The following is a 20,491-nucleotide window of genomic DNA, read 5'->3' as shown; positions in this document are numbered from 1 at the left end:
AGCTGACTGAAATCTACCCAGAGGGGTCCTCCCGCGACCGACCCATTGCTGTCGTCCGAACCACAAGCGGCGGCTCTGCGAAGCAGCCGTGCGCCAGTCCTTCGACAGGGGTGTCAGGTTACCGTCAATTCGCGATCAAATCGCGGATGCGCGATGCCAGCGCATCGACGGCGAACGGCTTGGTCAGGACGGCCATCCCCGGTTCCATCTGGCCGTCCGTCAGCAGCGTGCTCTCGGCGTAGCCGGTGATGAACAGAACCTTGAGGCCGGGCCGCGAGACCCGAGCGGCGTCGGCCATCTGACGGCCGTTCAAGCCATTGGGCAGGCCCACATCGGTGACGAGCAAGTCAATACGGGCGTCGGACTGGAGCACCTTAAGACCGCCCGCCCCATCCGCAGCCTCCACGGCGGTGTAGCCGAGGTCGCTCAGCACGTCCGTCACCAGCATGCGCACGCTGGGCTCGTCGTCCACCACAAGGACGGTCTCGCCGGCCTGTGCCAATGCCGGGGATCCTTCCTCCGGCAGGGCCTCGTCACGCTCAGCCTCGCCCCTGTGGCGCGGGAGGTAAACCGTGACCGTTGTGCCCTGCCCCACGTTCGAGTGGATGCGGACCTGCCCGCCGGACTGCTTGACGAAGCCGTAGATCATCGAAAGGCCGAGGCCGGTCCCCTGGCCGAGCGGCTTGGTCGTGAAGAATGGGTCGAACGCCTTCGCCACCACTTCCGGGGGCATGCCGGTGCCGGTGTCCGAGACGCTCAGCGACAGGTACTCACCGGCCGGCATATCCTGTCGCTCGGCGACTCGGGGAGTGATCCGACGGTTGCCGGTCTCGATGACGATGCGCCCCCCGTCCGGCATCGCGTCGCGGCCGTTGATGCAGAGGTTCAGCAGCGCGTTCTCGAGCTGGGACGGGTCGACCAGAGTCGGCCATAGGTCCGTGGGTCCGGCCGTCTCAAGCTGAACGCTCGGCCCGACCGTCCGCCGGATCAGGTCGAGCATGCCATCGACCAGGGCGTTCACGTCGGTGCCTTTCGGCGCGAGCGTCTGCCGACGCGAGAAGGCCAGCAGGCGGTGGGTCAGCGCCGCCGCCCGCTTCGTCGCCCCCTGCGCGGCGGCCATATACTTGTCGACGTCCTTGAGGCGCCCCTGCTCGATACGGGTGCCCATCAACTCCAAGCTGCCGGAGATGCCGGCCAGCAGGTTGTTGAAGTCGTGGGCAAGCCCTCCCGTGAGTTGTCCGACCGCCTCCATCTTCTGCGATTGGCGGAGCTGCTCCTCAGCGTTCATCAGCTCGGCCGTGCGCTCGCCGACGCGCTGCTCGAGAGTTTCGGTGAGGGCGCGCAACTGGGTGATGGCCCGGTCCCGCTCCTGTTCGACAACACGACGCTCCTCGACGTCGAGGAGCACGCCGGGAAAGCTCAGGGGCGTGCCGTCCGGCGCGTGGTCGACCCGGCCATTGGCTTCGATCCAGTAGTAGCGCCCGTTCAACCGGCGCACCCGGTACTGGTGCGCATAGGCGCCGCCCCGGCCGACGGCCTCGTTGATCGCTTCCGCCAAACCCGCTTGGTCGTCAGGATGTACGGTGGCTACGATCTGCGCCAGCGGGATGCCCTCGCGGCCGAGCGCTGGATCGAGCCCGAAGCTTCGGGCGAAGGCTTCGTCGACCGTGAACCGGTCGGACGGTAGGTCCCAGTGCCACGTGCCGATGATCGCGCCAGCGGCCAGGGCGAGTTGCACGCGCTCGATGTTAGCCCGTGCGAGCGCCTCGCTGGCGCGCAGGCGCTCTTCGGCCTCGCGTCGGGCGGTCACGTTGTTGAAGATGATGGCAATCTGCCGGTCCGCAGGGTCACCGACGGGAACAGCGCGCACGTCGAACCAGCGCGAGAACGCCTCAGCATAGCTCTCGAAGTTCGCGGGTTCCCGGGCCTTGGCGACCCGCCCGTAAGTCTCGAACCAGAAGGGCTCCAGGTCAGGGGCGAACTCGGTTACCCACTTGCCGCGAAGGTTGACGCCCGACTCGCGCTCGAAGGCAGGGTTGGCCTCTACGAAGCGGTAGTCGACCGGCCGGTCCTCGGCGTCGAACTTGACCTCGACGATGGCGAAGGCCGCATCGACCGTCTCCAGGATCGTCCGGAAACGCTCCTCCCTCTGACGGATGGCGGCCTCGGACCCGCGCAGACGCAGGATCTCGGCCTCGAGCTCCCCACGGGAGAGGGTCTTCAGTTCGTCCCCCGACACGAAGGATGCTTCTCTTCCGTTTACCGCGGCCGCGGCGCCTCTCGTGGCTAATCCAAGTGCGTTTACCCCGAGGAAGGTTCCTGACCAGCCTTGCACACCGCCGGGGCTGCAATCCGTGAAGCGCCACCCCAAACTATTTGTCGACCAGCGCCCTAGGGACCGCGTCGCCGACCTCATCGAGGAGGGCATTGACGTGGCGGTCCGCGTGGGCGAACTGCCCGGCTCCCGCTTGCTCTCCCGGCGTCTCGCGCCGCATCGGCTCTGCGCTTTCGCGTCCCAAATCTACCTAGAGCAGCGCGGGACACCGCAGCATCCGGACGACCACATCCACCACGACCGCTTGAATTTCCGCTTCCAGAGTGCGGGCCAGGCTTTGCGCTGGCCGTTCCGGATCGGCGGCCGCGCGGTTGATCTCACGCCGAACGCCGGCGGCGTCGCAGACTTCAGCGATGCGGTCGCGGCCATCCTCGTGGTCGGCGGCATCGGCATCTCGCTGTCGTATGTCGTCGCGTTCCACGTCGAGCGAGGTGCGCTGGTGCCTGTCCTGCGGAAGTTTTCTGTCGAGCGTTCCGTCGTCACCGCGTTGCGGCCGGAGAGCCGACACGGCAACCAGAATATGAACGCCTTCCCGGCTTTCCTCGGAGGTATGTTTCATTCCCCAACACCTCGGGACAAGCTGCTCAAAAGTCCAGCGGGGAAGTAAATGGTCGCCGTGGGTAGGTCTGCTTCTATACATCGACCATTCGGAAGCGGATGGTCGGGAAACCACCCCGAGCTGGTGTACCGCACCCGACCCGACTCGGAAGCGCGGACAGCCTTCTGAGCTGCCCGAAAGCGGTCATGGGTCGGACGCTGCACGGTATCGGCTTTGGCCCCGGTCGACCGGCCCGAACCGCTTGTACGAGGACCGGTGTCCTGTGGGCCGCTCAGCCCTCGCGCAATCGTCTCATGCGCAATCGAAGCTCCTGTGGTAAAGGGCATGTCACTCGACACCGCCTGTCGCCGATGCCCCTCCACAACCCTCAGAAAATCTCCCCATTCCCGAACGCACACTTCCTACCGCTACACAGGCTGACAGTGAGTTCGGGCACGCGGATCGGCAGCGACCTCGTTCATGATTGAACCAGTAAAGTCGCCCGTGGCTGTCGCTGGCCTCGACGCCGAGGACGCCCGCTTGGCGGCCCTTCACCGCTACCAGATCCTCGACACGCCGCGTGAACCGGGGTTCGACGAGATCGCCGCACTCGCTTCGGCGGTCTGCGGCACGCCCATCGCGGTCGTGAACCTGATCGGCGAGGGCCGCCAGTTCTTCAAGGCGGAAGTCGGCCTCGGCGTGCGCGAGACGCCGCTCGACAGCTCGTTCTGCGCCTGCGCGATCCTGGAAGAGGAGTTCCTCCTCGTCCCGGACGCCACCCGCGACACGCGCTTCGCGTGCAATCCGCTGGTCGCCGGCGAGCCCCATCTGAAGTTCTACGCCGGGGCGCTCCTGAAGACCGCCGAGGGCCATGCCATCGGCACCGTTTGCGTGCTCGACTACGAGCCGCGCGATCTCACCGCCGTCCAGCAGCAGACCCTGCGCGTCCTCGCGCATCAGGTGATGACGCAGCTCGAACTGCGGCGCGCCCTCAGGGAGAGGCGTGAGGAGGCCGCGTTCATGCGCAGCGTGCTCGCCTCGTCCGCCGACTGCATCAAGGTCCTCGACCTGGATACGCGCCTCACGTTCATGAGCGAGGGTGGCAAGCGCGTGATGGAGGTCGGCGACTTCAACGCCATCCGCGGCTGCCCTTGGCCGGACTTCTGGCAGGGCCAGGGCAACGCGGACGCCAAGGCTGCCGTCGTGGCGGCCAAGGCAGGAGGCGTCGGCCGCTTCCAGGGCGGGGCTAGCACCATGGCCGGTAACCCGCGCTGGTGGGATGTCCAGGTCACGCCGATCCTCGACGCGCAAGGCGTCCCCGAGAAGCTGCTCTCGGTCTCACGGGACATCACGGTCCAGAAGGATGCCGAGCGCGCCGCCACGGCGAGCGAGGACCGCTGGCGGAGTCTGTTCACCAGCATGCACGAGGGGTTCTTCTCCGCCGAGATCCTGCGGGACGACGAGGGTCACGCGGTCGATGTGCGCTTCCTGGAGGTCAATCCCGCCTTCGAGATCCAGTCGAGCCTACCGGCGAACCAAACCGTGGGCAGGACCATCCGCGAAGTGATCCCGACCATCCCGCAATGGCTGATCGACATCTACGCGGGCGTGGTCGACACCGGCGAGCCCGCGACGTTCGAGGTCGCCGTGCCCGCCCTGAACCGCACCTTCGAGGCACACGGCCATAAGGAGGCGGATCAGCGCCTCGCCGTGATGTTCATCGACATCACCGAGCGCAAGCAAGCCGAGGAACGCCGCAACGCCCTGATCGAACTCGGCGACCGGCTGCGCCACGTCACCGCCAAGGCGGATGTCGCGCCGGTCGCGGCGGACATCCTGGCGCGGACGCTAGGGCTCAGCCACGTGGGGTACGGCGATGTCGACCATGTGCGCGACACCGTCACCATCGCCGACGACCACGTCGCGGAGGGCGTCGATCGCCTGAACGGCGTGTACCCTTTCCGGAGCTACGGGTCTTACGTCGACGACCTCAAGGCGGGCCGGGCCGTGTTCATCGCCGACGCGACGGACGATCCGCGCACGGCCGGCGGCAGCGACGCCCTGGCAGCCGTCGGCGTCCGGTCCATCGCCAATATCCCGCTGATGGAGCACGGGCAGTTCGTCACCCTTTTCTTCGCCTTGAAGGCCGAACCGCACGCTTGGACGGCTGAGGAGCAGGCTTTCCTGCGCAACGTCGCCGACCGCACCCGGGCCGCCATCGGTCGCCTGGAGGCGGAGGAGCAGCAGAGAGTGCTCAACGAGGAACTGAGCCACCGCATGAAGAACATGCTGGCCATGGTCCTCTCCATCGCGACCCAGACCCTGAAGACGGTGCCCGACCGAGAACCAGTCGAGGCGTTCGAGCAGCGCATCCACGCGCTCTCGGCGGCGCACGACGTCCTGCTGCAGCAGGAATGGACGGCGGCCCCCCTGGACGCGGTCGCCAGCGCGGTTCTGCGCACCTTCGCCCAAACCACACGGCTCAAGGTTTCTGGGCCGCAGGTCTCGCTTGGGCCGCGCGCGACCCTATCTGTCTCTCTTCTGCTGCACGAACTCGCGACTAACGCGACGAAGTACGGGGCTCTCTCCAACGACGAGGGCCACGTCGGGGTCAGTTGGCGCGTCGATGGCGATAGCGATGAAGGTGACCTAGTGCTCGACTGGGAGGAGAGCGGTGGGCCGCCCGTTAAGGAACCCGCCAGACGCGGCTTCGGCTCGCGACTGATCCGTCTCGGATTGGTCGGAACGGGCGACGTCGACCTACGCTACCAGCCCACCGGTTTCCGGGCCGAGATGCGCGCGCCGCTCGCGCAGATCCATCAGTCCTAGGAAGCCGTCATGGGACAAGCGATGCCAGCGGCCTCCGCCGTGATCCTCGTGGTCGAGGACGAGCCCCTTCAGCGCATGATGGCGGTCGATCTCGTCGAGATGGCGGGGTTCGACGTGGTCGAGGCTCGCAGCGCCGACGAGGCGGTGCGCATCCTGGAGAACCGCCTCGACATCCGGGTGGTGTTCACGGACATCGACATGCCCGGCGGCGTCGACGGGATGAAGCTCGCGGCCATGATCCGTGACCGCTGGCCGCCCATCGAACTAATCATCATCTCGGGTAAGCACCGTCCCACGCCCGAGGATCTCCCGGTGCGCGGCGTGTTCTTCTCCAAGCCGTACAAGCGGGACGAGGTGACCCGGGCGCTGCGGCAGTTCGCGGCCTGATTGATCCGAACGGCAGACCTTCCAGTTCGCAGGGAAAGGACGGCCAAGCGCGCGATGGCGATGGCCGCTTCTCTGTTCTGATCCTCCGGAACCAGACTGCCCGCTTTCCACCCTGAGTAGACGGTATCAGGCCGGCGCAGATGGACGGGAGGACAGGGCACGGATCTGCAGTCTACTCCGACTCCTCGACGCGGCCGAACAGCGGCGCCTCCTCAACACGACAGAGGGGCCATTGCGGGCGCAGTGTCCGTCGTAGCGGGCACCTCGGATGAGGCGTTTGGTACGAGGGTTCAGATCTACTGAACCGACTTGCTCGGGTCGTCAGCGGGATTGATGTAGTTCAGCCCGAAGGGCCCAAAGCCATTCACCTGAAGCTCTACCGGCTGCTCGCTGGTCCAGAGCGAATGCGGCATGTCCTTGGGCAGGAACACGAACCCGCCCGCGCGCAGCTCCTTGCCTCTCGCCTTGTCGATGGTCGTGCCGTGCTCGTGATAGATCGAGCCCGAGAGGATCGTCAGCGTCTCGGCTTCGGAATGAGTATGGGGCGCGATGACCGTGTTGGCGGGAAACTTCACCCGCAGGACAAAGGGGCCGGGCTTGCTCGGATCGCCTGAGACCATGCTGATCTGCGTGCCCTTCGGTAGGTTCGGCGGTCCCGGTTGGTAGGTCGCGCTCGCGGCATCCGGCAGCGCAACCGCGCCGTGCGTCCCATGGTCCTGCGCGAGGCCCGCGCCCGTGCTGGCGATCAAGGCCGCGAAACCGGTGGCGATGGTCCGAAGGCGTTTGGTCATGGATCGTCCCCCGCCCGTTGGCGACAGGCTCGACGACGAGTTAGCGCACAATCGAGTCTCGGCCACCCTGGCGGTGTCGAGGGCCATCGTCTCGCTCCCCGCAATGCGCGCAAAGGACGCGTCGGCTGGATCGTTGATCAAGCCTCAGGTAAAATTCTTCCCGTAAGACTGCCATCCAGTTGTTGGTAATCGTATGTTGTGCGGCCGTTGCTTGCAAATATGCCGTAAAGTACAGATAATTTCGGTAAAAGGCGCCATCCGAAGGCGCAAGCCACGTAGCTGGTCCCGCCTCCGTCGTGCCGAGGCCGAAGCCCCTCCTGAAACCGTCGAGGCTTTCAGCGTCCCTCAGGTTGATGGGACTGCTGTCGGTCCATTCGGGACGCTGAAGGAGGCGGCCTCAGGCCGGAATGCTCTCCGGCGATGCGGTGTTCTCGGCGGTGACGCCGTTCTCCCGGTGGCGGAAATCGCTCAGCGCCCGGTAGACCTGAAGCCGCGCCCGCATCACCGAACCGAGCGGCTGGTGCGCCGTGAGGCTGTGCGCGGGGCGGAAGGTCATCACCTCGTCGAAGTAGTGAACCCGCTTAGGGGAGTAGGCATCCTGCTGGGGCAGGCGGAGCGTCGCCACCGTGCGGTACGAGCTGATCGCGACCGGCCAGTCGACCGAGGCATCCTCGATGGGCTGGCGCTCGGAATCCGCCCAAAGCTGCGCCTTTAACTCGTAGACCACCTCGTTGTCGCGGAAGAAGGCCGCGGCCGCGTGACGGAAACCGTCCTCGTCCCAGTGTGGATCAAGGCGCCATTCGGCGAGGTTACGTTGGGCGGGCGAAGCCGGGACCGCCCCGATCTTGGCGACGTAGTCGCCGAACCGCATCGGGGCCTGACTGAAGTAGCTGTCGGCGAGCGGGTGGCTGTAGGGATGGCCGAGGAAATCGGCCATGGCGCTCTCCGTGCCGAACGCGTGCAGAACCCGGTTGAGGTTGCGCGCCGTGGCCGCGACGACGCTCTTCACGCCCTCCGGCAGGCCCGTCGATTTCCCGATGACCGTGCCGTCGCGCAGGAAGCCCGCCGCCGTGCCCGACGGGAAGGTCGTACCGGTGGCCAGCACGAAGTCCTGGGTGTCGACGTCGTGCCCAGGCAGCTTCTCGCCCGGCACCCCGAAGACCTTGATCGACATGCCGCGGTGCGTGGACACCCGGTCACCGAGGGTCTCGCCTGGGCCCTGCGCGAAGCGCACGGCCATCTTGTACGTTCCAGGCTTGGCGAACAGGCCCTGCGCGAGTTCCGGGGGCAGGTTCTCCGGAACGACCAGATCCCCGACGACGCAGGCGGAGCTCTTGGCGTGGCTCGCGCGTACCGCGTGGTGCTCGCGCTTCTCCACCACCTGCGACTGCTGCGTCATCCCCTGGATGATGCCGTCGATGGACTTCTGCTCGTCCGGAGCGGGCGTCTCGACGTCGGGGGCGTAGCGAAGGAATGTCATCGGCGTATCCTCGACGTGTCGTCCGCCTGCAGGATGGTTTGACGAAGGCTGGGATCGGGACGCGGGGTCCGAAGGCCGCCGGATCGCGGCCGTGCCTAGGCGGAGAGAAAGACCGCACTGCCGACAAGCCGCGCCGGCCTCCTGCCGTTCCACACCTCGTTCATGGGCGATTGAATGTCGCACAACCCGGAACGTGGCCGGGGGAGCGGGTGTTCTGTCCTGGCCGCCAGCGGGAGACAGACCTTGCGATCACCGGTGCGATACGCTCCTGACGTCGAGGCGGTGACGCCGGACGAAGGGCAGACCATCAAGCAGCAACAAGGCTCTGCATGCGGTGGGCATCGACAGCCCCACCATCGGTTCGCTGGGCGGCGCGCCCAATGTCGATCCGCTCGGCGAGACCTACTACAGCCTGACCCCGTTCCGGTACGGCGACTACATCGCCAAGTTCTCGCTGGCCCCCGTCGCTCCGGCTTTGACCGCCCTCACCGGCACTGAGATCGATGCCTCCGGCCGCCCGAACGCCATTCGCGAGACGGTGCAGTCTGAAATGATCGGCATTACCGGCGAATGGGAGTTCCGGGTCCAACTCTGCCGCGACCTCGAACGCCAGCCGGTCGAGGACCCGACGATGGAGTGGAAGGAGGACGAGACACCGTTCCAGCGGGTTGGGGTTGTCCGGGTTCAGCCGCAGGACAGTTGGGACCCCGCCCGGGTGCAGGCGGTAGACGAGGAGATGCGCTTCAGCGTCTGGACCGGCCTTGCAGCTCACCGCCCCCTCGGTAACATCAACCGCGCCCGCAACGCCCCCTACAGGCATTCGGCCGGGTTCCGCGAGCGGTTCAACCGCTGCCCGATCCACGAGCCGGGTGCGGCGCGCTGAAGCGATATCCTGAAGTTCCAACTGCCGTAGGTATCGTGGGTCGAGCTCGACGGCGATGTCTGCTTCACCGCTAATCCGCTCGAAACCAGACAGGCAGAAACCCACCCTGAGCGGTCCTTCTGCTTGCGACCCGACCCAGCCGTCCGGAAAGTAGGCGGTGCTTCCCGAAAGCGGTCACTCCTCGGCCGACTGGCAACTTCGGGTCGGAAAGGGACGGCAGTCGCTCGCCCCAAACATGCCGAGCGGCATAGCCCCTCTTCAATGGGTTCTGAGCCTTTGCTCGGTCAGAGGCCCATTTGCGACAAAAAGCACAACTCACGGCAATTCAACTTTGATTTTAATCTGGCAGGTGACAGTCAACCCAAGATATGACCAATCTCTGCTGAAATCCGGAAATTCTCTTATATGGCGAACTGAGTATAAATGCACAATTACTAGATGATTTTGCCTTATCACGCATCGCTTTTGATTGACGCTATACTGATGTTAGAATTTACCAAGGAGCAGGTCGGCCATCCTTAATCGCTAATTTAATATTGTACGCAATCTTCATGTCAACAAAATATTCATTCTCGGTCGACGCTTTCTAAGCAAAGCGTTCTTCGACGTACATCGCTACAAAAATTATAATCCGCTTCGGGGGAAGTCATGTTCGGTATTGGGGGCGCACGTAGGGATATTTCATTCACATTCGACGCCCTCGACCGGTCTCAGGCCGTCATCGAGTTCGAGCCGGACGGCACCATCATCACGGCCAACGCCAATTTCCTGACGATGATGGGCTACGCCCTGCCCGACATCCGGGGCCAGCGCCACGCCCTGTTCGTGGAGGCGGCGCATCGGGAGACACCCGCGTACCACGCCTTCTGGGACGCCCTGCGGCAGGGCACCCATCAGGTCGCCGAGTTCAAGCGGATCGCCCAGGGCGGCCGGTACGTCTGGGTCCAGGCGAGCTACAACCCGGTGCTCGACCGCTCCGGCCGCGTCGTGAAGGTGGTCAAAGTCGCGTCCGACGTCACGGCGCAGAAGCTGCAGATGCTCGACTATGCCGGTCAGATCGCGGCGCTGCACCGGTCGCAGGCGGTGATCGCCTTCGATCCGACCGGCACGATCCTGTAGGCCAACGGCAACTTCCTCGATACGACTTCCGATCCGGCCTTCCAGCTTGAGCCAGTTTGGGCGCCTGAGTGCCGATCTGGCAGCCGCACACGCGCGCGGGGAGCATCTCGGCTCGCGGGTGCCGTACATCCATGCAGGCAGTGAGAGGCTTCTGGAGCTGAGCCGTGCGTTCCAGGGTGCCCTCGACGGGCTGGATCGATCGCTGACCGAGGTCGGCCTGTTGGATCCGGCAACGTGTGAAGCGCTGCGGTGCCTCGTCGGTGCGGTCGAGAGGCTCGCCGGTACGGCGCAGCGGTTTCCGGCCAACGCCTGACAATCCCAGCGTTTGCGAGGGGGAAGCACAGGGGCGCAGTGTTGTTGATCTCCGACGATCTGTCCCGGTCCGGGCGCCTCGCCCGCGACCTCGGTTCGACACGACACTGCTCGATCCACGACCTCTACGCCGAAGTGGAACCGGCAGTTGTGCCCGACCTGATCATAGGCGACGTGGCACAGCTCACCTCGGACGCGATCGTGCGCTTCAAACGGCTTCTGAAGCCGGTACGCGCAGCGGGCGCGCCGTTCCTGTTCCTGATCCACGGCAACGCCGCTCGTGCCGAGGCACAGGCGCGGCTGCTCAGTGCCGACGATACTCTCTCAGCCACATCGGCGATCGAGCTGATGCGAGAGACGATCGAGCAGCTTCAGGATCAGGGTGGCTCTGCTATCGCGACGGAGCTGGCGGCCGCAGCACGGCTCTTCTTCGTTCAGACCTTCTTCTCCGGCCGGGCGGTCACGCCGGAGCTAGCGAGCACCGGCGCCGAACTGGTCATGCGCGCGGTACAGCAATGCGGCATCCGCGATTGGATCAGCGCCGTACGGCGCTTCGACGAGGCAACGCAGCAGCACTGCCTGATCGTCGCCGGCCTCTCTGCCGCGTTCGCGATCGAGTTGGGGCTCCATGATTTTGACAGCTCCAGGCTGACAAAGGCGGCTCTGGTGCACGATGTCGGGAAGACGAAGATTCCCCTGTCGATCCTCAACAAGCCGGGTCGACTGACCGAGCCGGAGATGACGGTGATGCGCATGCACGCGGCCATCGGCTACGAGATGTTGGTGGACAGCGGCTTCTCGCAGGAGGTGTTGCAGGTCGTGCGGTCGCATCACGAGATGCTCGACGGCTCAGGCTACCCGGACGGCCTGAGGGCGCCGGAGATCCCCGACCTGGTGCGGCTGGTGACGATCTGCGACATCTACGGTGCGCTCATCGAGCGGCGCCCGTACCGGCCGGCGATGACGGGTCGAGAGGCTTACAGCATCGTGCAATCGATGACCGGCCGGTTAGACGCCGATCTCGTCAACGCGTTCCGCCCGGTGATAATTGCCTTCGATCCGGACGGCGCCTAGCACGGCGGCTTCGGTATTGACCTTCTCAGCGGGGGCCGCGCCGTTCCCGCCCATTTAGGCCTTTGCGGTCTCGATGATGACCGCACGGCTCACCAGACGTGCTTCGGAAGACCTGTTCTCGACAGCGCCGCGTGCGGCTGCGGCCGGCTCAGGAGGTAGCCCTGGACCTGCCCGACGCCCTCGGCCCGGGCGAGTTCCAGCTGCTGCGCCGTCTCGATGCCCTCGACCACCGTGGTGATGCCCAGGCTGACGCCCAGGCCGGCCACGGCCCGGATGATGGCGCGCGCGTCGGGGCTTGTCTCGGCCTCGCTCATGAACGAGCGGTCGATCTTGATCTTGTCGATCGGGAACCGGCGCAGGTAGCTCAGAGACGAGTAGCCGGTGCCGAAATCGTCCATGGCGATCCGGATGCCGGCGCCGTTGAGCGCGGCGAGATTGTCCCGGGTCGCCTCGCTCTCCTCCAGCAGCGCGGTCTCGGTGATCTCGATCTCCAACCGCGCGGGGGCCAGGCCGGTCTCCGCCAACAACGCAAGCACCTCCGCGCCGAAACCCTTCTGACGCATCTGGACGCTGGAGACGTTGACGGCGACATCGACGGTCTCGGGCCACGCCAAGGCATCCAGGCAGGCCCGCTTCAGGATCCAGCGGCCGAGGGGCAGGATGAGGCCGGATTCCTCCGCCAGGGGAATGAAGGACAGCGGTGGGAGCAGGCCGCGTGTCGGATGGCACCAGCGCACCAGCGCCTCGACGCAGGCGACGTGTCCGTCTCGGGCATCGACGAGGGTCTGGTAGTGCAACTCGAACTGCTCCGCCGTCAGCGCGGCCTGGAGGTCGGCTTCGATCTGCCGACGCGCCTCGAAGGCCTCCGACATGCTGGCTTCGAAGACGCTGACGATGCCGCGCCCCTCGGTCTTCGAATGGCGCAGGGCGAGGTCGGCATCATGCAGCAGCGGGTCCATGTCCAGGTCCTGGACCGCGCGGATCGCGAGGCCGATGCTGGCGCCGGTATGGACGCGGCCGCACGCGAGATCGAACGGCTCCGACAGGACGTTGACGAGGCGCTGGGCGGTCGATGTCGCAGCGGCATCGACACTCACGCGCTGCACGAGCGCGAACTCGTCGCCGCCGAGGCGGGCCACGACGTCGCCCCGCCGCGTGTTCCTCCGCAGCCGCGCGGCGACCTCCTGCAGGAGCTCGTCGCCGGCCGCGTGCCCGTAGGTGTCGTTGACGAATTTGAAGCGGTCGAGGTCGATGTAGAACATCGCCAGCAGCGGCTGTTCGTCGTCCCGCGCCTCGACCAGGTCGCGGTAGCCCTGGCGCATCGACCGGATGTTGGCAAGGTCGGTCAGGGCGTCGTGGTGGGCCAAGTAGGCGATGCGCTCCGCGCTCCGCCGCTGCTCGGTGATATCCTCGAAGGTCGAGACCCAGCCGCCGCCGTTCATGACGCGATAGTTGATCGCCAACGTGCGTCCGTTGGTGAGTTCGCGCGTGATCGGCGCGGGCTCGATCGATTGCAGCGCGTCCTGAGTGCTGCGCTCGATCTCCTCGAGACTGAGTCCCGGCGAGTAGAGGCCCCGCGCAACCAAAGAGGCACAGATATCGCGCTGGGTCATGCCCGTGAGGATCATGTCCTGCGGGATGCCGAAGATGTCGCGATAGCGCCTGTTCGACACGACGAGGCGGCCCTGCGCATCGAACATGCACAGGCCCTGGATCATGTTCTGCAAAGCGGCTTCGAACAGAAGACTCTGTTCAGTCGCGACCATGCCTGGGAAGGCGATGCCGGCATTATTGCCGAGCTCTGCATGCGAAGCTACGGCGTTGTCCCGAACAGAAATCGACGTGTTTGCATGTCGTAGGAGCGCCTCATCTCCCGGACTATCAACAGCCTCGACAAGCCTCAGATCGGGATGGGACACAGGGGCTCCCTTAGCTATGGATTGCCTTTCCTACAGCAAAATCGCACCTTTTCCAAATTAACAGATAAGATCGCGCAATTATATCACGAGGCAAATCCGGCCGGTATTCGAACGCAGATAAGATCTTGCAATATTATTTTCGCAATCACGCCTGCTCGAAATCATGAAAAATACAAGGATTGTTTTATATTGAAGAGGTGCCCTTGCGTAAGTGGCCGCGGAGGATGGCGAAGGGACCTCGGCCCTTGAGCCGGAAGTGATCGATCCGCAATCGACCCAACACAGACATTCAAGTCGCCGTCCGCGCAACCCAAAAGCGGCCACTTCTTGGTGGTGTAGGGCGCAGCTTGATGGCGTGGCTCGCCCAAGAACAAAGACGAAGCCGTCGTCAGCGTCAGGCTACTGTGCGGGCTGTCCCGCACGCGCGCCCTGGCCTTCATCATATCGGACCCGGGCGCGTTGGATGCTGCCCTGGTTGGTGTTCGCCCAAGTTACGAGAGCCATAACTGGAGCGAACAGGGTCCGCCCCATATCCGTCAACTCATAATCGACGCGCGGCGGAATAGTCGCGAATAGTGTCCGTTTGACCAAGCCGTCGCGTTCCAGTCCGCGCAAGGTGATCGTCAGCATCCGTTGCGAGATCCCGTCGATCCGACGCCGCAGCTCATTGAACCGAACTGGTCCATCCTTGAGCGTGGCGATGACATACAGGCTCCATTTGTCGGCGACGAGATCGAGGATTTCGCGCACCACCCGGCAATCGTCACCTTCGCCGGGGGTAGGAAAATCGATGTCACTAAGTGTCATAGGAATGCCTTCTTGCGAGGGTCGGAGCAGGCACTTTAATAGGGTCGGTAACAATAAATTACCGTCCTGGTCGTGTCGGAGCAACGATGGCCTCCATACTCCTTGTCACGTCGAGCCCCCGTGGCGCCGATAGCCTCTCCACCCGCTTCGCGACCGAGATCGCCGAAGGCTTGATGGTTCGCACAGGCGGCACCCTCTCGATCCGCGATCTCGCGGCCGCCCCGCTGCCGCATATCGGACAGGCCTACATCCAAGGCCGCGTCGCGCCCCCCGAGGAGCGCACGCCCGAGCAGGCCGAGGCGGTCCGCCTTGCCCAGGAGCTTGTCGATGAGGTGAAGGCCGCCGACTCGATCGTCCTGGGCTCTGGCATGATCAATTTCGGCCCGCCGTCGCAGCTCAAGGCCTGGTTCGATCACATCACTTGGCCGGGCGTGACCTTCGGTTACGGCGAAGGCGGCAGGCCGCGAGGCTTCCTGACCGGCAAGAAGGTCTATCTCGTTGCCGCCGCAGGCGGCGTCTTCTCCGAAGGCGAATGGGCCCCTTTCGATTTCCAGACCGGATATCTGCACCACCTGCTGGGCTTTATCGGACTGACCGACGTCGAACTCGTCCGGGTGGAAGGCACCGTCTTCGGGCCGGAGGCGGCTCGGGCCGCCATCGACGTCACCACAGGCCGGGTCCGCTCGGTCCTGGAAACGCTGCATGCGTGATCTGAGTGGTCCCCAGTCCCGTCCGCCCGATCAGGGTGATGCCATGACGCTGCCAATCGACCTTTACACCGAGGTCACTTGTCCCTGGTGCATCATCGGACACCATCGTCTCGACAAGGTCCTGGCGGAGCGTTTCCCCGAGCTCGACGTAGACATCCGTCAGCATCCGGTCCTCCTGCTTCCCGATGCGCCCGCGGAGGGCCTGCACATTCCCGACCTTCTCCGCTCGCGCTATGGCGTGACCGACCCGAAGGTGTCGTCCGCCCGGCCCGAGGCGGAGGCGCGGGCGTCCGGCCTCGACCTAGACCTGAGCCGCCAAGCCTGGACCTACAGGACGCAGGCGGCGCACGGGCTGATCCTCGCGGCGCGGGAACGCGGTACGCAGCACCGGCTCGCAGTCGCGATTACCGGTGCCCATTTCCTCGAAGCCAAGAACATCTCGGACGCCGATATCCTCGCCGATATCGCCGTGGCCTACGGGTTCGAGCGTCAGGAAGCCCGCGCGCTGGCGTTCGATCCCGCGCAGCACCGACGCGTCGAGCAGGAGGCGGCCCGGTCGGCAGCCGCCGGGGTCAGGTCGGTCCCTCACTTTGTCTTCGGAGGCCGCTTCGCCGTTAGCGGGGGACGCAGTGAGGAGGAGATAGCCTTGGCCATCCAACAGGCCACGGGTGGGGCTACGACCAACCATTAGGGATCGTAAGCACGCTGATAGCCCGTGAGCAAATGGATCGAGCGTCGTTCGACTGAATGAGCAAGATCTGCGCCGGTCGACGGTCGGAAGCGGCAGAAGATACAAGGTCCGCTTCTGTCCGTTGCTGCTCGGAAGCGGACCGGCGGAAGCCTACCCCAAGCGGCTGTTCCGCACCCGACCCAACCCAGACGCAGAACGGGCTCTGGGCTCTTCTCCGAAGCGGACGTGCAGGATGCACAGCGAGGGCAACTCAGCGCACCCACCCCGCCTTGATGGCTGAGGCGACTTCATCGACGAACAGGCGCGTCTTCGCAGGCACCAAGCGGCCCGGAGGCATCACAGCGTAGACGCCGCCGTCCTCGCGTCCGCCCCAACCCGGCAGCACCGCGACCAGACTGCCATCGCGCAGGGCCGGTCCAGCCAGCCAGTCGGCCGTGAAGGTGATGCCGGCGCCCTCGACCGCCGCGGCCAGCAAGACCTCCGAGTGGTCCGCGACGAGCGTGCAGTCGGGGCGCACCGTCTGTCGCCGGCCGCCCTTCGTCAGCGGCCAGTCGGGCCAGGCGGCGTAGCCGGTGAAGCCCAGGCAGGCATGGCCGGCGAGGTCGGCGGGCGTAGCCGGGTTGCCCCGCTCGGCCAGGTAGCCCGGCGAGGCCACCAGCAGGTTCCGGTAGGTCGCGATCTTGCGAGTGGTCAGGCTGCTGTCGCGCGGCTTGCCCGCCGCGACCCGGATTGAGACGTCGATGCCTTCGGCGACGAGGTCGACGAAGCGGTCGGTGAACCGCAGGTCCAGTCGGATCAGGGGGTGACGTGCGAGGAAGCCGGGCAGCAGTGGCGAGACCCACTGGCGTCCGAAGGTCAGCGGCAGGGAGACCCGTACGAGTCCCTGCGGGCTGGCAGCATGGTCGCTGGCCTCCCGGCTCGCGCTCGCCAGCTCCTCAAGCAGCGCCTGGACGCGCCTACAGTAGGTCGCGCCGACCTCCGTGAGCGCCACGCGCCGCGTGGTGCGCGACAGCAGGCGGACCCCGAGGCGTTGCTCGACTTGGCTAACGCGCCGCGACAACACTGAGGCGTCCCGGCCGAGCGCCTCCGCGGCCATGGCGAAGCTGCCCGCCTCAGCGACCGCTACGAAGGCAGCCAACTCGTCCAAGCTGATTTGATTCGGCAATTCCTGCATGACCTGCACGAGTGAAATGCGAGGACGCCGGATTAATCCGACCAGGTGCAAGGCGTACATCGGGTGCATCGAAACGTCGAGGAGACACAAACGATGAGCACCTTCCTCAGCATCGGTTCCGGCCCAGGCATGGGTCTCGCGACCGCGGAGCGCTTCGCCCGCGAGGGCTTCCAGGTCGTCCTGAGCGCCCGCGACGAGGGCAAGGTGAGGGACCTCGCCGAGCAGCTCAAGGCCAAGGGCCACAAGGTTGACGTCCGCACCGTGGATGCCGCTGACCCCGCCAGCGTCGCGAAGCTCGTCGAGGGCGTCGAGCGCGACTTCGGCGGCATCGACGTGCTGCACTTCAACGCCGCCTCGATGCGCAACCAGACGCTGGCCGACCAGCCGCGCGACAGCTTCAACACCGACCTCGCCGTCAACATCGGCGGTGCCGCCGTCGCCGCCCAGGCCGCGGCGCCGAAGATGCTCCAGCGCGGATCGGGCTCCGTCCTGTTCACGGGCGGCGGCTTCGGGCTGCAGCCGCATCCCGAGTACCTCTCGCTCAGCATCGGCAAGGCCGGCATCCGCGCCCTGGCGCTGGGCATCTTCGAGCCGTTCAAGGAGAAGGGCGTACACGTCGCCACCGTGACGGTCGCGGGCTTCGTCACCACCGCCGAAGACGCCAACGCGGTCGCCGAGCACTTCTGGCAGCTCCACAGCCAGCCGAAGGGCGCCTGGGAAGTCGAGGCCATGTACACCCCGAAGGGCTGAGCCATTTCAGGGTGACCGACGACACGCAAGCCGATCCACGGAACGGGGGTACGTCGATGACGACGCAGACGCTGAAAGGCCAACGCTTCCTAATCGTCGGCGGGAGTTCCGGGATCGGCCTGGCCATCGCGGCAGTGGCCCTCGCGGCCGGCGCCGAGGTCACGATCGCCTCCCGCTCCAGGGAAAAGCTGAACGCCGCCATCGGCACGCTCGGGACCGGCGCCAGCGCCGCCGTGCTGGACACCGGCGAGGCCGAGGGTATCGAGCGCTTCTTCGCCGATCAGGCGCCCTGGGACCACATCGCGGTCTCGGCGGCCGAGACGGCGCGGGGCCCCGTCCGGCAGTTAGACCTCGATGCCGCGAAGGCGGCCGTGGAGAGCAAGTTCTGGGGAGCCTACCGGATCGCCCGGTTCATGCGGATCAGGGAGGGTGGCACGCTGACCTTCATCTCGGGCTTCATGAGCGAGCGGCCCCAGGCCGCCGCTCCGCTCCAGGGCGCGATCAACGCGGCGCTGGAGAGCCTCGCCCGCGGGCTGGCGCTCGAACTCGCGCCCACCCGGGTCAACACCGTCTCGCCCGGCCTGATCGAGACGCCGCTCTGGTCGCGCATGCCGGAGAAGGACCGGGCGGCCATGTATGCCGGCGCGGCCGAGAGGCTGCCTGCGCGGCGTGTGGGCCAGTCCGAGGACATCGCCAACGCGGTGATGTTCCTCGCAACCACTCCGTTCGCGACGGGGTCGAACGTACGCGTCGATGGCGGCGGCACCATCGCGTGATCGAATCCCCAGTCCTCGACGCCACCCAAACGTCAAAGACAGGGTCGACGGGCGGACGCCAAGCGACCGGTGGCAGCATAGCTTGGTTTCGCTGACGACTAGTCCGTTTATGGGGCGGCAAGCGCCCAGAGCCGACGCGCAGGAAACCACCCGCTGCAGTCAGAACTCGCCGTCGGTCATGCGGCCGGGATGCGGACATCTGCGCGGTCGGCAGAGGGTCGGGAGCGGGCTTGTCTCGAATATGAAACGCCGTCCATCCAATCAGCTAGGTGCCAAGATGGGCATGCCGTTCAGTCACGGTGTTGCTGCTTGAACGACGTCATCACGCCCGTTGGTAGAGAAGCCTTCCGCCTCAAGCGTTCTTGAGCGGTCCGCGCTCCCAGGTAAGATCCATCAGCCATAGGCACACGGGAACCTCGAGCTATGGGCCTATTGGCCCATTGAGGGGAAGGTGGCTAAGCTCGACATAGAGCCCGCTTTCGCACTGTGAGCCATCTCATGAATCGAGAAGAGGCAGACGGTGACGATTGGCGTTCGGTCAGCACGCGCCTTCCCGATGAGGAAACAATCAGGATAGCGAAAGAGCGGGCTCGTGAGCTTGGCCATGGCCGCTCTGCGGCTCAGCCATCTGAAATACCTCCCGCTGGATGGCGGGACATTCTCAAGAGGGTCTTCTGGGCGGTCCCTCGCGACCGTGTTCTGTCAACGGCTGGTGGCGTTGCCTTCTTCGCCCTTCTATCCACGTTCCCAGGCATCGCGACGATCGTATCACTCTACAGCTTGTTCGCAGATCCTGCTGTCATTGGCCAGCACTTGAGCGTGCTCATAGGGGTCCTACCCGACGGCGTTCTCGATCTGATTTCGGCTCAGCTTCAGCACGTTGCCCAACAGGGCACAGGGACCCTCAGCACGGCCTCACTGCTCAGCTTCCTCATCGCCTTTTGGAGCGCCAACTCAGGGGTTGTCGCCCTCTTCGACGCACTGAACGTCATCTATCGGGAGCGCGAGAAGCGAGCCTTAGTGCGTGTCTACGCGACCACCTTCCTGTTCACGACGACCGGAGCCATCGTCACAGTGGCCGCTATCGGCATCGTGGTGGGCGTTCCCATTCTGCTGAACGAGATCGGCTTTGGTGCACGAACGGACACAGTGATCCGGATCATGCGTTGGCCAGCTCTGATCTTCCTCGTTAGCCTCGGCCTTTCGCTTGTTTATCGATACGGCCCAAGCCGCCGTGAGGCAAAGTGGAGATGGGTCAGTTGGGGTAGTGCCGTTGCCGCGATTGGATGGGTAGGCGCCTCGGCCGCATTCTCTTGGTATGTCGTAACCTTCGATAGCTATAACCGTATTTATGGCTCTCTCGGAGCTGGCATTGGCTTTATGTCCTGGATCTGGATCTCGATAGTCATCGTCCTTCTTGGTGCTGAACTGAACTCCGAGATGGAACGACAGACGGCGCGGGATAGCACCATTGGCCAACCGAGGCCGTTGGGATCTCGAAAGGCATTTGCCGCCGACACGGTCGGGCCACCCTAAGGGTTTGAACTCACCAGCTTGGGCATTCGAAAGGCGTCTTCCGACCCATACCAGCCGCTTGGACCGCCGTCGGTGCGTCCCGGAAGCGTAGGGGTGGACGCCCCCTGACGGCATCGATGTGCCAGAGTGGAGGTGTTGCAACACCACTGCAGGAGGCGTCCATGGGTGAGGTTAGCACAGTCGGGATCGATCTGGCGAAATCAGTTTTCCAGGTTCACGGCGCGGATACGAGCGGTGTCGTCGTTTTCCGCAAGAAGCTGCGGCGTGATCAGGTGCTGACGTTCTTCTCGACACTTCCGCGTTGCGTGGTTGCTATGGAAGCATGCGCCAGCGCTCATTACTGGGCCCGTGAGATAGCTTTGGCAGGCCACGAAACGCGG

General features: G+C 65.2%; 16 protein-coding genes and 3 pseudogenes. 13 read left to right on the top strand and 6 right to left on the bottom strand.

The window, feature by feature from the left end; all coding sequences use genetic code 11:
• Positions 1–124: 124 nt before the first annotated feature.
• The gene (locus tag H288_RS0127385) at positions 125–2,179 is read right to left on the bottom strand and encodes an ATP-binding protein (RefSeq protein WP_234083055.1); all 2,055 of its coding nucleotides are present in this window, start codon (positions 2,177–2,179) and stop codon (positions 125–127) included.
• 175 nt (positions 2,180–2,354) lie between these two features.
• Here H288_RS0127385 and H288_RS32930 point away from each other — a divergent pair, with 175 nt between their 5' ends.
• The 3 genes from H288_RS32930 to H288_RS0127370 all read left to right on the top strand — a co-directional run bounded on the left by H288_RS32930 (position 2,355) and on the right by H288_RS0127370 (position 6,089).
• Positions 2,355–2,942 (top strand): substrate binding domain-containing protein, encoded by a 588-nt coding sequence (locus tag H288_RS32930; protein WP_020095766.1) that lies wholly within the window; start codon positions 2,355–2,357, stop codon positions 2,940–2,942.
• A 411-nt stretch (positions 2,943–3,353) separates the two neighbouring features.
• Positions 3,354–5,702 (top strand): HWE histidine kinase domain-containing protein, encoded by a 2,349-nt coding sequence (locus tag H288_RS0127375; RefSeq protein WP_267965771.1) that lies wholly within the window; start codon positions 3,354–3,356, stop codon positions 5,700–5,702.
• A gap of 21 nt (positions 5,703–5,723) precedes the next feature.
• Complete coding sequence (locus H288_RS0127370) at positions 5,724–6,089, top strand: response regulator (RefSeq protein WP_020095764.1); 366 nt, start codon at positions 5,724–5,726, stop codon at positions 6,087–6,089.
• Positions 6,090–6,385: 296 nt separating this feature from the next.
• Here the strand turns inward: H288_RS0127370 and H288_RS0127365 are convergent, their stop codons facing one another.
• Both H288_RS0127365 and H288_RS0127360 read right to left on the bottom strand, forming a co-directional pair.
• Positions 6,386–6,967, bottom strand: coding sequence for a cupin domain-containing protein (locus tag H288_RS0127365; protein ID WP_234081159.1), 582 nt, complete (start codon positions 6,965–6,967; stop codon positions 6,386–6,388).
• Positions 6,968–7,277: 310 nt separating this feature from the next.
• Positions 7,278–8,360, bottom strand: a complete 1,083-nt coding sequence (locus H288_RS0127360) for a catalase family protein (RefSeq protein ID WP_020095762.1) — start codon at positions 8,358–8,360, stop codon at positions 7,278–7,280.
• 316 nt (positions 8,361–8,676) lie between these two features.
• On the opposite strand from H288_RS0127360, the pseudogene H288_RS32925 reads away from it, so the two are divergent.
• The 4 genes and pseudogenes from H288_RS32925 to H288_RS0127340 form a co-directional block, all read left to right on the top strand.
• A pseudogene (locus H288_RS32925) lies at positions 8,677–9,243 on the top strand (catalase); the annotation flags it as partial.
• 648 nt (positions 9,244–9,891) lie between these two features.
• Positions 9,892–10,359 (top strand): annotated as a pseudogene (locus H288_RS0127350) (PAS domain-containing protein); the annotation flags it as partial.
• A 49-nt stretch (positions 10,360–10,408) separates the two neighbouring features.
• Positions 10,409–10,675: a hypothetical protein gene (locus H288_RS0127345; RefSeq protein WP_020095759.1), complete on the top strand. Its 267-nt coding sequence runs from the start codon at positions 10,409–10,411 to the stop codon at positions 10,673–10,675.
• A gap of 38 nt (positions 10,676–10,713) precedes the next feature.
• Positions 10,714–11,748 (top strand): HD domain-containing phosphohydrolase, encoded by a 1,035-nt coding sequence (locus H288_RS0127340; RefSeq protein ID WP_020095758.1) that lies wholly within the window; start codon positions 10,714–10,716, stop codon positions 11,746–11,748.
• Positions 11,749–11,837: 89 nt separating this feature from the next.
• On the opposite strand, the gene H288_RS0127335 is transcribed toward H288_RS0127340, so the two are convergent.
• Positions 11,838–13,466, bottom strand: a complete 1,629-nt coding sequence (locus tag H288_RS0127335; protein WP_245274578.1) for an EAL domain-containing protein — start codon at positions 13,464–13,466, stop codon at positions 11,838–11,840.
• Positions 13,467–14,066: 600 nt separating this feature from the next.
• On the bottom strand, positions 14,067–14,474 hold the full coding sequence (locus H288_RS32920; protein ID WP_051123789.1) for a helix-turn-helix domain-containing protein: 408 nt from the start codon (positions 14,472–14,474) through the stop codon (positions 14,067–14,069).
• Between the two features lie 86 nt (positions 14,475–14,560).
• Between H288_RS32920 and H288_RS0127325 the strand changes: the two genes are divergently transcribed.
• Positions 14,561–15,184, top strand: coding sequence for an NAD(P)H-dependent oxidoreductase (locus tag H288_RS0127325; protein WP_020095755.1), 624 nt, complete (start codon positions 14,561–14,563; stop codon positions 15,182–15,184).
• Between the two features lie 43 nt (positions 15,185–15,227).
• The gene (locus tag H288_RS0127320; protein ID WP_020095754.1) at positions 15,228–15,875 is read left to right on the top strand and encodes a DsbA family protein; all 648 of its coding nucleotides are present in this window, start codon (positions 15,228–15,230) and stop codon (positions 15,873–15,875) included.
• A 250-nt stretch (positions 15,876–16,125) separates the two neighbouring features.
• Here H288_RS0127320 and H288_RS0127315 read toward each other — a convergent pair whose 3' ends face one another.
• Complete coding sequence (locus H288_RS0127315; protein ID WP_199778782.1) at positions 16,126–17,109, bottom strand: LysR family transcriptional regulator; 984 nt, start codon at positions 17,107–17,109, stop codon at positions 16,126–16,128.
• 33 nt (positions 17,110–17,142) lie between these two features.
• Between H288_RS0127315 and H288_RS0127310 the strand changes: the two genes are divergently transcribed.
• The 4 genes and pseudogenes from H288_RS0127310 to H288_RS34285 all read left to right on the top strand — a co-directional run.
• The gene (locus H288_RS0127310; RefSeq protein ID WP_020095752.1) at positions 17,143–17,799 is read left to right on the top strand and encodes an SDR family NAD(P)-dependent oxidoreductase; all 657 of its coding nucleotides are present in this window, start codon (positions 17,143–17,145) and stop codon (positions 17,797–17,799) included.
• Positions 17,800–17,855: 56 nt separating this feature from the next.
• Positions 17,856–18,575, top strand: coding sequence for an SDR family oxidoreductase (locus H288_RS0127305; RefSeq protein ID WP_020095751.1), 720 nt, complete (start codon positions 17,856–17,858; stop codon positions 18,573–18,575).
• A 498-nt stretch (positions 18,576–19,073) separates the two neighbouring features.
• Positions 19,074–20,111, top strand: a complete 1,038-nt coding sequence (locus H288_RS0127300) for a YihY/virulence factor BrkB family protein (RefSeq protein ID WP_026605331.1) — start codon at positions 19,074–19,076, stop codon at positions 20,109–20,111.
• A gap of 161 nt (positions 20,112–20,272) precedes the next feature.
• Positions 20,273–20,491 (top strand): annotated as a pseudogene (locus H288_RS34285) (IS110 family transposase); the annotation flags it as partial.

The organism is Methylobacterium sp. 285MFTsu5.1, from assembly GCF_000383455.1.
Taxonomy (GTDB): domain Bacteria; phylum Pseudomonadota; class Alphaproteobacteria; order Rhizobiales; family Beijerinckiaceae; genus Methylobacterium.
This window is presented reverse-complemented; position numbering and strand designations above follow the sequence as displayed.

What these genes read in the sequence shown, in the direction of transcription:
- H288_RS0127360 (WP_020095762.1), bottom strand. Translation starts at nt 8,360, where the DNA reads ATGACATTCCTTCGCTACGCCCCCGACGTCGAGACGCCCGCTCCGGAC.
- H288_RS0127370 (WP_020095764.1), top strand. Translation starts at nt 5,724, where the DNA reads ATGCCAGCGGCCTCCGCCGTGATCCTCGTGGTCGAGGACGAGCCCCTT.
- H288_RS0127310 (WP_020095752.1), top strand. Translation starts at nt 17,143, where the DNA reads ATGAGCACCTTCCTCAGCATCGGTTCCGGCCCAGGCATGGGTCTCGCG.
- H288_RS0127335 (WP_245274578.1), bottom strand. Translation starts at nt 13,466, where the DNA reads ATGATCCAGGGCCTGTGCATGTTCGATGCGCAGGGCCGCCTCGTCGTG.
- H288_RS32920 (WP_051123789.1), bottom strand. Translation starts at nt 14,474, where the DNA reads ATGACACTTAGTGACATCGATTTTCCTACCCCCGGCGAAGGTGACGAT.
- H288_RS0127300 (WP_026605331.1), top strand. Translation starts at nt 19,074, where the DNA reads ATGAATCGAGAAGAGGCAGACGGTGACGATTGGCGTTCGGTCAGCACG.
- H288_RS0127325 (WP_020095755.1), top strand. Translation starts at nt 14,561, where the DNA reads ATGGCCTCCATACTCCTTGTCACGTCGAGCCCCCGTGGCGCCGATAGC.
- H288_RS0127320 (WP_020095754.1), top strand. Translation starts at nt 15,228, where the DNA reads ATGACGCTGCCAATCGACCTTTACACCGAGGTCACTTGTCCCTGGTGC.
- H288_RS0127315 (WP_199778782.1), bottom strand. Translation starts at nt 17,109, where the DNA reads ATGTACGCCTTGCACCTGGTCGGATTAATCCGGCGTCCTCGCATTTCA.
- H288_RS0127375 (WP_267965771.1), top strand. Translation starts at nt 3,354, where the DNA reads ATGATTGAACCAGTAAAGTCGCCCGTGGCTGTCGCTGGCCTCGACGCC.
- H288_RS0127305 (WP_020095751.1), top strand. Translation starts at nt 17,856, where the DNA reads ATGACGACGCAGACGCTGAAAGGCCAACGCTTCCTAATCGTCGGCGGG.
- H288_RS0127365 (WP_234081159.1), bottom strand. Translation starts at nt 6,967, where the DNA reads ATGGCCCTCGACACCGCCAGGGTGGCCGAGACTCGATTGTGCGCTAAC.